Origin of the sequence: Streptomyces sp. NBC_00078 (assembly GCF_026343335.1) — a bacterium.
Lineage (GTDB): Bacteria > Actinomycetota > Actinomycetes > Streptomycetales > Streptomycetaceae > Streptomyces.
Genome location: NZ_JAPELX010000001.1, coordinates 570849 through 585384, shown reverse-complemented (window position 1 = coordinate 585384; position 14536 = coordinate 570849). Strand labels below are relative to the sequence as shown.

Annotated in this window: 10 protein-coding genes; 7 read left to right on the top strand and 3 right to left on the bottom strand. The window is 71.2% G+C overall.

What is annotated here, in order from left to right:
* Window positions 1–4 precede the first annotated feature (4 nt).
* Complete coding sequence (locus OOK07_RS02705) at window positions 5–2155, bottom strand: alkaline phosphatase family protein (RefSeq protein WP_266794859.1); 2151 nt, start codon at window positions 2153–2155, stop codon at window positions 5–7.
* A gap of 127 nt (window positions 2156–2282) precedes the next feature.
* Window positions 2283–3929 carry an acyl-CoA synthetase gene (locus OOK07_RS02700; RefSeq protein WP_266794858.1) on the bottom strand — a complete coding sequence of 549 codons (1647 nt, stop codon included), beginning with the start codon at window positions 3927–3929 and terminating at the stop codon, window positions 2283–2285.
* A 187-nt stretch (window positions 3930–4116) separates the two neighbouring features.
* Between OOK07_RS02700 and OOK07_RS02695 the strand changes: the two genes are divergently transcribed.
* The 7 genes from OOK07_RS02695 to OOK07_RS02665 all read left to right on the top strand — a co-directional run bounded on the left by OOK07_RS02695 (window position 4117) and on the right by OOK07_RS02665 (window position 12381).
* A complete protein-coding gene (locus tag OOK07_RS02695; RefSeq protein WP_266676492.1) occupies window positions 4117–4917 on the top strand; it encodes a crotonase/enoyl-CoA hydratase family protein in 801 nt (266 codons plus the stop codon).
* Between the two features lie 140 nt (window positions 4918–5057).
* Entirely contained in the window at window positions 5058–6008 is a 951-nt protein-coding gene (locus tag OOK07_RS02690; protein WP_266794857.1) for a Zn-ribbon domain-containing OB-fold protein, read from the top strand.
* Window positions 6008–7054 (top strand): thiolase family protein, encoded by a 1047-nt coding sequence (locus tag OOK07_RS02685; RefSeq protein WP_266794856.1) that lies wholly within the window; start codon window positions 6008–6010, stop codon window positions 7052–7054. Before OOK07_RS02690 ends, OOK07_RS02685 begins: the two co-directional genes overlap by 1 nt.
* On the top strand, window positions 7051–8217 hold the full coding sequence (locus OOK07_RS02680) for a thiolase family protein (RefSeq protein ID WP_266794855.1): 1167 nt from the start codon (window positions 7051–7053) through the stop codon (window positions 8215–8217). The genes OOK07_RS02685 and OOK07_RS02680 overlap by 4 nt, the downstream gene beginning before the upstream one ends.
* Window positions 8218–8310: 93 nt before the next feature.
* On the top strand, window positions 8311–8553 hold the full coding sequence (locus OOK07_RS02675) for a DUF397 domain-containing protein (RefSeq protein WP_266676484.1): 243 nt from the start codon (window positions 8311–8313) through the stop codon (window positions 8551–8553).
* Window positions 8554–8885: 332 nt separating this feature from the next.
* Window positions 8886–11768 (top strand): ATP-binding protein, encoded by a 2883-nt coding sequence (locus OOK07_RS02670; protein WP_266794854.1) that lies wholly within the window; start codon window positions 8886–8888, stop codon window positions 11766–11768.
* A 115-nt stretch (window positions 11769–11883) separates the two neighbouring features.
* Window positions 11884–12381 carry a hypothetical protein gene (locus OOK07_RS02665; RefSeq protein ID WP_266531438.1) on the top strand — a complete coding sequence of 166 codons (498 nt, stop codon included), beginning with the start codon at window positions 11884–11886 and terminating at the stop codon, window positions 12379–12381.
* 6 nt (window positions 12382–12387) lie between these two features.
* Here the strand turns inward: OOK07_RS02665 and OOK07_RS02660 are convergent, their stop codons facing one another.
* Window positions 12388–14358 carry an N-acetylmuramoyl-L-alanine amidase gene (locus tag OOK07_RS02660; protein WP_266794853.1) on the bottom strand — a complete coding sequence of 657 codons (1971 nt, stop codon included), beginning with the start codon at window positions 14356–14358 and terminating at the stop codon, window positions 12388–12390.
* Between the last annotated feature and the right edge of the window lie 178 nt (window positions 14359–14536).

The window sequence follows — 14536 nt, the reverse complement described above, 5'->3', positions numbered from 1 at the left end:
CAGCTCACCCCGACTGCGGTCCGTACGCCGTCATGAACCGGTCGCGGAACTTGTCCATGGTCCACTCGGGACCGTTCTTGGCGGGCTTGAGGCCCTCCGTCCAGCCCCAGTCGGAGACCCTGTCGAGCACCTTCGGGTCCCGGGCGACGATCGTGACCGGTACGTCCCTGCTGGTGCTGCCCGATGTGACCGTCGGGACGGGCTGGTGGTCGCCGAGGAAGACGAGGACGGTGTTGTCGTCGCCGTAGCGCTGCATCCACTGGGTCAGGCTGTCCAGGGAGTACTGGATGGCCTTGCGGTACTCGGTCCGCACGCGCTTCGCGCTCTTCCAGACCTCCGTGGGGTTGGTGCCCTCCTTCTTGATCTTGTAGAAGACCTTGCCGTCGCCGAGGTCCTTCCAGTCGATCGTGTGGGCGATGGGCGACCAGGGGTTGTGGCTGGAGGCCAGGATGATCTCCGCCATGATCGGGTCGCGGTGCTTCTTGCCGTGCTCCAGCTTCTGGAAGGCCTCCAGGCTGAACTGGTCAGGCACCGGCGTCCAGCTGAAATACGGACCCTGGTAGCCGAGGTGCGTGGAGTCGTAGATGTGGTCGAGGCCGAAGTACTTGCCCTCGGGCCAGGCCTTGCGCACGCCCGGGACGATGCCGACCGTGCGCCAGTCGCCGGTCTTCTTGAAGTAGCTGGTGAGGGTGGAGCGGTCGCTGGTGGTCACGGTCCGGTAGCGCTGCTGGTTCTTGATCCACAGGCCGGACAGGAACGTCGAGTGGGCGAGCCAGCTGCCGGCGCCCGTCACGGGTGACCTGAGCCAGCCGCTGCGCGCCGCGAAGCCGGCCGACTTGAGCCTGGCGTTGCCCTCCTGGAGCGTCGCGTCGATCTCCGGTGCCATCGCCGGGTCGTCGATGGCCACCCGGCCGTAGCTCTCGATGAACGTGAACATCACGTCCTTGCCGTGCAGCCCGGTCAGCAGCTGGTCGGGCGGGGTGTCGGCGAAGGCGTCGACGGCGAGCTGCTTCTTGAAGACCTCGGCGTCGCCGAGGCCGTCACGGACGTACTGGACACGGTTGGCGAGGTACTGGGCGTAACCCTTGGTGGCGAGGGTGACACCGCCGAACTGCGCCCCCAGGGTGAAGCAGATGATCCATGCGACGCCGAGGACCAGCGTGGTGCGTACGGCCACGGGGCGGTGCCGGGCCATCACGTTCGCGAGCCGCACCACGGCGAGCGCGCTCACCGCGAGCACGACGACGACCAGGACGATCACGCCGATCACCGCGAGCACCTCACCCGGGCGACCGAGCGAGTCCTTCAGGAAGTCCGCCGCGTCGCTCAGCAGAACCCAGTCGAAGACCAGGTCGAACGGGCGGGCCAGGGTCTGGCGAAAACCCATGTCGAGGCACTTCAGGATGGTGGTCAGCCCGAGGAGCACCCCCAGCACGCCGGCCGTGATCCGCCGTGCCTTCGACGGCAGCACGAGCAGAAGCGCCGCCAGGAAGACCGCCTCGACGGGGAGGCGGAAGAACGACTGGACCGTGATCCGGTCGAGGCGGTTGGGCACCAGAAGCACGGCGAGCACCAGGGCTCCGGCCAGGACACTCGTACCCACCCGCACGGCACGTGCGGCACGGGGGTAACGACGGCGCCAGCCGAACCAGCCGGGGCGGGAGGGCGGGGTGGTTTCGGGGATGGTGGTTTCGGAAGGGGGTGCTTCGGAAGGGGCGGAGTGGGAGTCGGAGGCGGCCGCTGCCTGGGCGGGTGCGGTCTTGCTGTCGGATGCCGGTGTGGCCCCGGTGCCGGCGGCCGTCGTTTGCCCGGCATCCGGTTCGGCCGCCGCTTGCCCGGCATCCAGCCCGGCCGCAGGCTTCCCGCCCGGCTCCGGTGTGTCCGTCGACCCGGCCGTGGGCCCCGCCTCCGGTCCCCGGGTGTCCGTCGCCCCGGCCGCAGGCCGTCCGCCCGTGGACGCGACGCCCTCGTCCTCGCCCGGTTCCCCGTCCGTGGACGCGGCTGCCTCGTCGGCGCTCTGCGGCTCGGCCGGCACCGCCGGTTTCGCCGTGGCCGTATCGCCAGATGTCGCCGCAGCATCAGATCTCACAGGCGCATCAGGGTCGACGCCCGCTTCGGTGTCCGGCAGTTGACGAGGGGGCGTGAGGTGCGACACCCGTAGGTCCTTCCGTGCGAAGCCCGTGATGGCACGGCGGCCCGGGCCCGCAGAGCCGGGCCGCCAATCTCCGTACGGCCCGGCTTCACTCTCCGTTCAATAAGCCCGGGTCAACCGCGCGCAAAGACTACGCCGGGCCGGTTCCGCCGGGTGCCCGCGCGGGTGCGATGTCCGCCGCGACCGCCACCTCCCGGGCCCAGCGGTAGTCCGCCTTTCCGCTGGGCGACCGCCGTATGGCCTCCGTGACCACCAGCTGCCGCGGGATCTTGTACCCGGCGAGGTGCGTGCGGCAGTAGGACTGGACGTCCTCCAGCGAGGGCCGTGGGGCGCCCTCACGCATCTGTACGACCGCCGCCACGTGGTTGCCCCACTTCGCGTCCGGTACCCCGGCGACCAGGGCGTCGTACACGTCAGGATGGGACTTGAGGGCCTGCTCGACCTCCTCCGGGTACACCTTCTCGCCCCCGGTGTTGATGCACTGCGAGCCCCGGCCCAGGACGGTGACCACACCCTCCTCGTCCACCGTCGCCATGTCGCCGAGCAGCACCCATCGCTCGCCGTCCTTCTCGAAGAACGTCTCGGAGGTTTTCTTCGGGTCGTTGTAGTAGCCGAGCGGCACGTGACCGCACTGCGCGACCCGTCCCACCTCGCCCACGGCAACGGTGGCGCCCGTTGCCGGATCGACCACCTGGGTACGGGAGTTGACGCGGATGCGGAAGCTCTGTCCGGCTCCGGAGTCGGCCGTCGCCGTGCCGTTGAAGCCGGACTCGGAGGAGCCGTAGTTGTTGAGCAGCATCACGTTCGGCAGCAGTTCCTGGAACTGCCGGCGCACCGTCTGCGACATGACCGCTCCCGATGACGACACGCTGAACACCGACGAGCAGTCCGTGCCCTTCATGGGCCCGCTCAGCGCGTCGATCAGCGGCCGCAGCATCGCGTCGCCGACCAGCGACATGCTGGTGACCTTCTCCTTCTCGACGGTCCGCAGCACCTCCTCGGGCACGAACTTACGGTGGATCACGACCCGCTGCCCGAAGTTGAAGCCGATGAACGAGGTGAGCGTCGAGGTGCCGTGCATCAGCGGGGGAGTGGGGAAGAAGGTGATCCCCGAGCCGCCCGCGGCGACCCGCTCGGCAAGCTCCTGCGGCCGCTTCACCGGTTCACCGGTCGGCGCGCCCCCACCGAGCCCCGAGAAGAACAGATCTTCCTGGCGCCACATGACGCCCTTGGGCATGCCCGTGGTGCCGCCGGTGTAGATGATGAACTGGTCGTCGCCGGAGCGAGCCGGGAATCCACGGTCCGGCGAGCCTCCCGCCTCCGCCTCGGCGAAGGGCACGGCGTCAGTCCCTCCGCCCCCGCCGCCGACCCGCACGAGGTGCCGCAGTCGCGGGCACTGCGGCAGCGCGGCCGCCACCCGGCCCTCGAACTCCGCGTCGAAGACCAGGGCCACCAGGTCGGCGTCCCGGTACAGGTACACCAACTCGTCTTCCACGTAACGGTAGTTGACGTTGACCGGCACGATCCGCGCCTTGACGCAGCCGAACACCGTCTGCAGGTACTCGATCCCGTTGTACAGGTGCAGCCCGAGGTGCTCGCCGGGGCGGATCCCGGCCTCGATCAGATGGTGGCCGATACGGTTCGCCGCCGCGTCCAGCTCCGCGTAGGTCAGGCGGCGTTCGGCGCCCGTTCCGGGGTGGTCGACGTAGACCAGGGCCTCGCGCTCCGGCACCACGTCGACGACCGACTCGAACAGGTCGGCAAGGTTGTACTCCACCGCTCCTCCTGACCCGGGCAGACATGACGAAGAAAGGCGCATCCGTCGGTTCGCCGGTCATCAGAGCAAAGGGCGCGGTAACTGTGAAGGGCCCGCGCGAAGAAATCTGACTGTCTGTCAGAAAACCCTTGAAGTGCCCACTCGCCTACTGCAACCTGTTCTCGTTCCAGATGAGGGGAGATGGGCAATGGGTGGGACCGAACACCTCACCGTGCGGCGCGAAGGCGCCACACTGGTGCTCACGCTCAACAGGCCCGAGGCCAAGAACGCGCTCTCGCTGTCCATGCTCGTCGGCCTGTACGACGGCTGGATCGAGGCGGACCGGGACGACGCCGTCCGCTCGGTCGTGCTGACCGGCGCCGGCGGTGTGTTCTGCGCGGGCATGGACCTCAAGGCCCTGGCGGGCAGGGGCATGGAGGGAGAGCAGTACCGGGACCGCCTCAAGGCCGACCCCGACCTGCACTGGAAGGCGATGCTGCGGCACCATCGCCCCCGCAAACCGGTGATCGCCGCCGTCGAGGGGCACTGTGTCGCAGGCGGCACGGAGATCCTCCAGGGCACCGACATCCGCGTCGCGGGCGAGTCGGCCACCGTCGGGCTCTTCGAGGTCAGGCGCGGGCTGTTCCCGATCGGCGGCTCCACGGTCCGTCTGCAGCGCCAGATCCCGCGCACTCACGCGCTCGAGATGCTCCTCACCGGCCGTCCGTACACCGCTCGCGAGGCCGCCGACATCGGGCTGGTCGGCCATGTCGTGCCCGACGGCACCGCCCTCGCCAAGTCTCTGGAGATCGCCGAACGGATCAACGCCTGCGGCCCGTTGGCGGTGGAGGCCGTCAAGGCGTCCGTGTACGAGACCGCCGAGATGACGGAGACGGACGGCCTCGCCTCCGAACTCAAGCGCGGCTGGCCCATCTTCGACACCGCCGACGCGAAGGAGGGTGCACGCGCTTTCGCGGAGAAGCGGCCGCCGCTCTACAAGCGCGCCTGACGCTCCGCCGAAGGCGCGGTCCGGACACCGCGGGCCGTGCGTGACCGGTCGCGCCCCGCGGCGGAGCCGCACATGTCACCGCCCCGCGCCCCCCTTGGGACGCGACCCTCCGACCATGCTCCGAAGGAGAGACGTTCCCGATGCCCGAAGTCCTCAAAGCCCCTCTCGCCGTGGAGTTCCCCTTCACCCGCTCCCTCGGTCCCGTCCAGAGCGCCTTTCTGACCGGACTGCGCGAGCGCGTCGTCCTCGGTGTACGGACCGGTGACGGCCAGATCCTCGTGCCGCCCGTCGAGTACGACCCCGTCACCGCCGAGGAGATACGCGACCTCGTCGAGGTCGCCCCCGCCGGCACGGTCACCACCTGGGCCTGGAACCACGAACCCCGCCGCGGCCAACCCCTCGACACCCCCTTCGCCTGGGTCCTGGTCCGCCTCGACGGCGCCGACACCGCTCTCCTGCACGCCCTCGACGTCCCCGGCCCCGACGCCGTGCGCACCGGCATGCGCGTCCGCGTCCGCTGGGCCGCCACGCGCCAGGGCGCCATCACCGACATCGCCTGTTTCGAGCCGTACGAGGGCCGGCCGGCCGAACCCGCCCAACCGGCAGGCCACACCGGCCAGTTCGCCGACCCGATCACCGGCATCGTCGCCGCCGCCCGCCTCGACTACACCTACTCGCCGGGCCGCGCCCAGTCCGCCTACATCCACGCCCTGTCCGACCGGCGGACGGTCGGCGAGCGGTGCCCGTCCTGCCACAAGGTGTACGTCCCACCGAGAGGAGCGTGCCCCACCTGCGGCGTCGCCACGTCGGAACAGGTCGAGGTCGGCCCGCGCGGCACGGTCACGACGTACTGCATCGTCAACATCAAGGCCAGGAACCTCGACATCGAAGTCCCGTACGTCTATGCCCACATCGCCCTCGACGGCGCCGGCCTCGCCCTGCACGGCCGTATCGGCGGCATCCCCTACGACCAGGTGCGCATGGGGCTGCGCGTCGAACCGGTGTGGACGGAAGGGGCCCGCTACCCCGACCACTACCGGCCCACCGGTGAGCCCGACGCGGACTACGACGTCTACAAGGAGCTGCTGTGATGCGTGACATTGCACTGGTCGCCTTCGCCCAGACCGACCACCGGCGCAGCAGCGACGAACTCTCCGAGGTCGAAATGCTCATGCCGGTGCTGCACGACGTCCTTGCGCAGACCGGCCTGCAGACCTCGGACATCGGCTTCACCTGCTCCGGCTCCAGCGACTACCTGGCCGGCCGCGCCTTCTCCTTCACCCTCGCCCTCGACGGCGTCGGCGCCTGGCCGCCGATCTCCGAGTCGCACGTCGAGATGGACGGCGCCTGGGCCCTGTACGAGGCGTGGACCAAACTCCTCACCGGGGAGGCGGACACCGCCCTCGTCTACGCGTACGGCAAGTCCTCACCCGGTTCCGTGCGCGACGTCCTGACCCGCCAGCTCGACCCGTACTACGTGGCACCCCTGTGGCCCGACTCCGTCGCCCTGGCCGCCCTGCAGGCGCAGGCTCTCATCGACGCGGGTGACACCGACGAGCCCGCGCTCGCCTCCGTCGCCGCCCGCAGCCGCGCGGAGGCCACCGCCAACTCCCATGCCCAGCTGAGGGGTTCGGTGCCGCACGGGGACTACCTCGTACGACCCCTCCGTACCGGCGACTGCCCGCCCATCGGCGACGGAGCCGCAGCCGTGATCCTCGCGGCGGGGGAGCGGGCGCGGGAACTGTGCGCGCGGCCCGCCTGGATCCGCGGCATCGACCACCGAATCGAGGCCCACGGTCTGGGCGTGCGCGATCTGACCGACTCGCCCTCCGCGCGCCTGGCCGCAGAGAAGGCGGGCGCCTTCGAACGACCCGTCGACACCGCCGAGTTGCACGCACCCTTCAGTTCGCAGGAGGTCGTGCTGCGCAAGGCACTCAGGCTCGGCGACGACGTACGGGTGAATCCGTCCGGCGGCGCGCTCGCGGCCAATCCGATCATGGCCGCCGGCCTCATCCGGATCGGAGAGGCCGCTGCCGCGGTCCACCGTGGCGAGTCCGACCGGGCCCTCGCCCACGCCACCTCCGGCCCCTGTCTCCAACAGAACCTGGTCGCCGTACTCGAAGGGGATCCGCTATGAGCAAGGAACCCGTGGCCGTCGTAGGCATCGGCCAGACCAAGCACGTGGCGGCGCGGCGGGACGTGTCGATCGCGGGACTTGTCCGGGACGCGGCCCGACGTGCCCTGGACGACGCCGAGTTGACCTGGGCCGACATCGACGCCGTCGTCATCGGCAAGGCGCCCGACTTCTTCGAGGGCGTGATGATGCCCGAGCTGTACCTCGCCGACGCGCTGGGCGCGGTGGGCAAGCCGATGCTGCGCGTGCACACCGCCGGTTCGGTCGGCGGTTCCACCGCGCTGGTCGCCGCGAACCTGGTCGCTGCCCGCGTCCACTCCACCGTGCTGACGCTGGCCTTCGAAAAGCAGTCCGAGTCGAACGCCATGTGGGGCCTGTCCCTGCCGATCCCGTTCCAGCAGCCCCTGCTCGCCGGGGCGGGCGGCTTCTTCGCCCCGCACGTGCGCGCGTACATGCGGCGCACGGGCGCGCCCGACACGGTCGGCTCGCTGGTGGCGTACAAGGACCGGCGCAACGCCCTGAAGAACCCCTACGCGCACCTCCATGAACATGACATCACTCTGGAGAAGGTCCAGGCCTCGCCCATGCTGTGGGACCCGATCCGCTATTCGGAGACCTGCCCGTCCTCCGACGGCGCCTGCGCGATGGTGCTGACCGACCGGGCGGGGGCCGCACGTGCGCCGCGGCCGCCCGCCTGGATGCTGGGCGGCGCCATGCGCAGCGAACCGACCCTCTTCGCAGGCAAGGACTTCGTGTCGCCCCGGGCCGGCAAGGACTGCGCGGCCGACGTGTACCGGCAGGCCGGGATCGCCGACCCGCGCCGGGACATCGACGCGGTGGAGATGTATGTGCCGTTCTCCTGGTACGAGCCCATGTGGCTGGAGAATCTCGGCTTCGCCGAGGAGGGCGAGGGCTGGAAGCTCACCGAATCCGGGGTGACCGAGCTGGACGGTGACCTGCCCGTCAACATGTCGGGCGGTGTCCTGTCGGCCAACCCCATCGGCGCCTCCGGCATGATCCGTTTCGCGGAGGCGGCGCTGCAGGTGCGCGGACAGGCCGGAGAACACCAGGTGGAAGGGGCCAGGCGGGTCCTCGGGCACGCCTACGGGGGCGGATCGCAGTTCTTCTCGATGTGGCTCGTGGGCAGCGAACTCCCGGACTCGTAGGCGACTCCGGAAAGGTCCCCCTCACGTGGCCTGTCGGCATCAGAAACCGATCGCTAGGCTGGCCGCGGACGACGAGTCGGGAGGAGCACGGACGTGGCCGAGAGCACCATCCAGCAGCACCCGCTTGCGGGCTGGGACAAGCCGGAGCTGGACCTCAGGAACGCCGATTGGCACTCAAGCAGCCGTGGCATGGGGGATGTCCAGATCGCTTTTGTCGAGGGATTCATCGCGATGCGCAACAGCGGTAGCCCGGAAAGCCCGTCCCTGATCTTCACGCCCGCGGAATGGGGCGCGTTCGTGTCGGGGGCGCGGGAGGGAGAGTTCGACCTGACGTGACCTGGGGCTCTGCGCCTGATCCGGCGGCCGGTGGTTGACGGCTGGTGGCTGAGCCGACCGGCCGGTCCGGGGCGTGCGGCGGCCCCGTGGCCGTGGTGCGGCAGGTGCCGGGCGAGGAGTGAGGGGCGGCAGGCCCCGGTCGCCGGTGAAATCAGCGTCGGGCGGCGTCGCCGTGCGTCACGAACGGTGCCGCGAGAGCGCCCTGAGAGGGTCCCGCCGGTATCGGCCGAAACGGGTCGCGCGACCCTCGCGAGGCGTACGCTGAGGTGCCTGTAGGTCACGGTGCGCGCCCGCTCCACGCGCGGGCGCACCACCGTGGCAGGGGGTACACCATGGGGCAGCGCATCGTGCGGAGCAGTAGGACCATCTTCGAACGTGAGAGTGAACTCGCCGCCGTGGACGAGGCGTTGGGCGAGCTCACCGGCCTGCGCAGGGACGGAGCCGAACCCTCCGACCGCCCCCGCGGCGCCCTCCTCGCCTTCGCCGGGCGCGCCGGCATCGGCAAGACCACCCTCCTCGCCGAAGTACGCCGGCGCGCCGGCGCGAGGGGCTGCACCGTGCTGTCCGCCCGCGGCGGCGACCAGGAGCAGCGCGTCGCCTTCCACGTCGCCCGACAGTTGCTGCAGCCCCAGCTGGCCGGTGCCGCGGAGACCGATCTGCGTGCCTCGCTGGGCAGTTGGTACGACATCGTCGGCCCCGCCCTCGGCCTGTGCGCGCCCACCGGCGGTGCCCCGCCCGACCAACAGGGGCTGCGCGACGGCCTCGACTGGGTGCTCACCCATCTCGCCGTACTGCGCGCCCCGATGGTCCTCGTACTCGACGACGCGCACTGGGCCGATCCCGAATCCCTGGGCTGGCTCGCCGCGTTCGCACCCCGCGCCGAACAGCTCCCGCTGCTGGTCGTGGTGGCCTATCGGCCCGACGAACTCCCCGACCACGCCGAGTCGTTCAAGGGCCTGCCGGGGCGTGCGGGCGGACGCCCCCTCGACCTGGAACCGCTCAGCGCCGTCGCCGTCGCCCGCCTCGTGCGGGAAGCGGTCGGTGCGCACGCCGACGACGCGTTCTGCCGCGAGTGCTGGGCCGTCACCGCCGGCAACCCGTTCGAGACGGTCGAGCTCATCGCCAAGGTGCGCGACCGCGGCGTCACCCCGACCGAGTCCGGCGCCCATCTGCTGCGTGACCTCGCCGCGGCGGTGAAGGGCAGCGGGCTCGTCGTCCGCCTCGAACGACTCGGCACCTCGACCGTCCGCTTCGCCTGGGCCTGCGCCGTCCTCGGCACCGAGATCCATCCGCTGCTCGCCGCCGCCGTCGCCGGACTCGGGCACGAGGAGGCAGCCGACGCCGCCGACGCCCTGCGCGGCGCCCGCATCCTCACCGGCGACGAGACCCTGGAGTTCGTCCACCCGCTGATCGCCACCGCCGTCTACCGGGCCATCCCGCCCGGCGTCCGCGTCGCCCTCCACGGACAGGCCGCCTGGTGCGTGATCAACGACGGACAGGGCCCCTCCGCCGCCGCCCGTCACCTCCTGGAGACCCACCCCGACGGCGACAACTGGGTCGTCCAGCGGCTGCGCGCCGCGGCCGAGGAGACCCTCCGGGCCGGCGCCCCCGACGCCGCCCGCAGCTACCTCGCCCGAGCCCTGCGCGAACCCCCGCCCTTCGAGGACCGCGCCTTTGTCCTGTACGAACTGGGCACGGCATCCCTGCTCACCGAACCCGCCACCACCGTCAACCATCTGCGGGCCGCCCTGGAGGAGCCCATCGCCGAGGCCGAGCTGCGCCATCACATCGTCTACCGGCTCTCCCAGGTCCTGGCGCACAGCGACCGCCTCGCCGAGGCGTCCGACATCCTCGCCCGCGAGATCCGCGTCACCGACGACGCCCGGGTCAAGCTGCGTATGCTCGCCGAACAGTTCATGTGGGACGCCTTCCGGGCCGACGAACCCGACCACCCCTCCCGCTCCCGCCGCCTCGCCAAGCTCGCGGACCGGCTGAGCGGCCGTGATCTCACCGAGCGCTACGTGATCGGCCTGCGCACCTGGGACGCCGTCCTGCGCGGCGAACCCGCCCACGTCGCCCTCCACCACGCCGAACGCGCCCTGGCCGGCGGCCTCGGCTGGGCCGAGCCCGACCGCGGCTTCGAGGTGCCCGTCCTGGTCGCCCTGGCCTACATGTACGCCGACCGCCCCGGCCGCACCGAGGAACTCTTCACGGCGGGCATCGCCGACTTCGAGCGCCAGGGCTGGCACGGCGCCCACCTCTCCTTCGCGTACACACTCCTCGGCTACGTCCGCTACCGCCGCGGCCGGCTCGCCGAAGCCGAGGACTTCGTCCGCGCCGGACTCAGGCTCGCCGAGCGGGTCGGCCCCGGCACTCCGGCCCACTGGTACGCGGTGGGCATCCTCATCGAGGTCCTCCTCGCTCGCGGCCGGGTCACGGAGGCCGCCCAGACCGGCGACCACTACTCCTTCTGCGCGCCCTTCCCGGCCGCCGTCGTCTTCCCCGACGCCCAGACCGTGCACGGCGAACTCCTGCTCGCCCGCGGTCGCACCAAGGAAGCGGCCGAGGAACTGGCCGCCGCCGGCCGCCGCCTGGACCCGCGCGGCATCCGGAACCCCGCCTGGTGCCCCTGGCAGCTCCACCTGGCCCGCGCCGAGGCCTACGAAACCCCCGAACGCGCCGTCGCCACCGCCCTCGAAGCGCTCGCCCGCGCCCGCCAGTTCGGCGCCCCGTCCGCCATCGGCCAGGCCCTGCGGACAGCCGCCGAGGTCTCCTCGGGCTCGGCCCGCATCACATACCTGGAGGAGGCCGTCACCCACCTGGAGCGCTCCCCGGCCGCCTACGAGCTGGCCTGCGCACTCGTCGCCCTGGGCACCGAACTGCGCCGCACCGGCCACCCCGGGGACGCCGCCGAACTCCTCTACCGCGGCCTCGACGCGGCCGTCCAGTGCGGCGCCGACGGACTCGTCGAAACGGCCCGTGACGAACTCGCCGCGGCCGGTCTGCGCCCGCGCCGCCTGCACAGCACCGAGACGGACACCCTGACCGGCCGCGAGCGCTCCGTGGCCAACCTGGCCGCCGCGGGCTGCACCGAGGCGGAGATCGCGAAGGAGCTGCACACGGAAGAGGCGGCGGTCGTGCGCCTGCTCTCGGCGGTCTACCGCAAGATGGGCACGGAGATCACCGGGCTGACGTCGGCACTGAAACCGACCTGAAGTCCGGCGCCCCAGCGCGCGGGGCCAACGATTCGCGACTTTGCCGCCCCGGCCCGATCGCCCTCCACCGGCCCGCACTCGCACAACGACCTGCGCGCCCCATTACCATTGGCGCATGTCGTTCCTCCGCCGCCGCAGCGCCACTCCCGCCGGGCCCGACTTCGACGTCCTGGCCATGGACCCGGGTGACTGGCCCGGCAATCTGGGCGCCGGCCTGCTGCCCGCCCCCGACGGCACCTGCCAGGGCGTCTTCCTGCGCTACGACCTCTTCGGTGGCCGGGGCCCGGCGATGGTCATCGGCAATCTGCCCGAGGGCTCCCCCGCCCGCGAGACCGGCGAGGGCGAGATCCCCTTCGAGGTGGCCCAGCTGCTGCTCGCGCTGGAGAACGAGGAGGAGGTGACCGTCGTCGGCGTCGAGGACATGCCGGTCATGCAGGGCGACAACCTCCTCATCGTGCGCCGCCTCAAGCTCTCCGAGAGCCGGATCTCCTGCGTCCAGTTCGACCGCAGCGACAACGTCCTGGTGACCATCGCCGCCTGGGACCGACCCATCACGGACGATCTGTACGCCCTGCTGAAGCCACTCCCGGCGGAGCTTTTCCAGCAGGGCTGACAGCGGCTACGGGCGGGATGGCGCCACCGTCACGTCGGCCGCCCGTACGAACGCCACCCGGTGTCCGAACTGGATCTCGTAGTACAGGTCCTTTCCGACCACCACCCGGTGCGAGCCGGTGGCGAAGGTGACCGCGTAGTAGTACTCGCCCGGCACCCTGTCACCGACCACGTACCGCTGCCCCGCGGGCAGCAGGTACGACAGCGGGGACACCGCCTGCGCGGGCACTCCCGCCGGGTAGGCCGAGGCCTCGGGGTAGGCACGCCCGTACACGGGGACGCTGGCCAGGCCCGGTCTGGGGGTCACCACGAAGCCGGAAGCGTTCACCGCGGCCGGGTTCTTCTTCGGGTTCTTGAACCACGCCTTCTGACCGAGGAACCAGATCGCCGTCCAGTTCCGGTAGTGGCCCGCCACCGCGAACTGCTGGCCGGTGGACACCCGCGAGCCGACATCATTGACGTCGATCGTCGAGACGGTGTTTCCATGCAGACCGACGTCATTGATCAGGGCGGAGTCCTCGTCGTGGTCGGAGTACAGCCGCACCTCGCTGGAGCCGTGCGCCGCGCAGGGCTGGTCATGGGTGACGCAGCCGGTGTACACGGGCTGGTTGGCCGCGTAGCCCGGCAGGATCGTCACCAGTCCGCCGGCCTTGCCCGCGGTGCGCTCGAAGGGCCGGCCCAGCAGTGCGAAGTAGTGCCGCCAGTCCCAGTAAGGGCCCGGGTCGGTGTGCATTCCGGGGATGGCCGACGTGGTCGGACCCGGCACGTTGTCGTGGCCGAGGATGTGCTGCCGGTCCAGCGGGATGCGGTACTTCGCGGCCAGGTACCTGACCAGCCGCGCCGACGAGCGGTACATGGCCTCCGTGTACCAGGCGTCGGGCGAGGCGAGGAAGCCCTCGTGCTCCAGGCCGATCGACTTGGCGTTGATGTACCAGTTGCCCGCCTGCCAGGCCACGTCCTTGGCCTTCACATGCTGGGCGATGAGCCCGTCCGTGGAGCGCAGCGTGTAGTTCCACGACACATAGGTGGGGTCCTGGACCAGCTTCAGTACGCCGTCCCAGGCACCCTCGGTGTCATGGATGACGATGTACTTGATGCTCTGCGACGCCGGGCGGTCGCCCAGGTCGTGGTTGCCGTAGTCGTTGTCGCCGAATTCCTCGTACGGGGCCGGGATCCACTCGCAGGACACCGACCTCGGGCACTCGGTGCCCTCGTCCGAGACCGTGCGCAGGCCGGTCTTCCCGATCTGCGCGGTGTCCGGGGCGAGGTTCGGCCGGGCCGCCAGGGCGACCCGCTGCCCGCTGTCCGTGGTGCGCTGCTCGCCGGTGCGGATCACGTCGTACACGTCGTTGGCGTACGCGGCCGCCGTCGCGGCGTCGTCCGCGCCCGAGAAGCGCGCCACCGCGCCGTACCAGTCCGCCGGGTCGGCGCTGAGCGGCTCGCCCAGATCCTTCTGCGCGGCGGCCAGCAGCGCGGCACCGCCGGCCACGTTGGCGGCAGGGTCCGTACGCAGCTGCCCGGCGCTCAGCCCGGTCAGGCCGGCCGCCTTCGGCAAGGTCCTGAGCCGGGCGGGGAGTTCGGAGTTCTCCGGCACCCTGGTGGCCGGGTGCAGGGCGGCGCGGGCGCTGTCGCCGCGGGCATCCTCCTTGCCCTCGCTGTGGTGCATGGCGGTGGCGAGTGCGGTACGGGCCTCGGTGAGGTGCATGGGGCCGTATCCGCCGCTCACGCTCGGCGCGCCCTTGTGCGTGTCCCAGCGGGACTGCAGATAGGAGACGCCCAGCAGCACGCTCTGCGGCACGTGATACGTGGCGGAGGCCGAGGCGAACGCCCCTTGGAGCCCGTCCGTCGAGGACTCGGCGCCGGAAGGCGCCGCGCCGAGCAGCGGCAGCACAAGCGCCGCCGTGGCAAGGGCGCCGACGGTTGCCCGGGCGCGTCTGTGGCCGGGAGTGGACGTGGGGTCGGTGACGGATCCTCGCAATGCAGCCTCCTGAGACGTACGAGCGTGGCGGGGCGTGCAGGGCCGAGCGGTGGGTCTGTGTTACCGGCTGGCCGACGATCCGTCAATCATGCCCAGAGGCGGGTGATTTCCCATGTCAACACGAGGATGGCGGAGTTTCGTGGCGGCGCCCTGCGGGCCTGCGGGGCGTCAGTGGCTT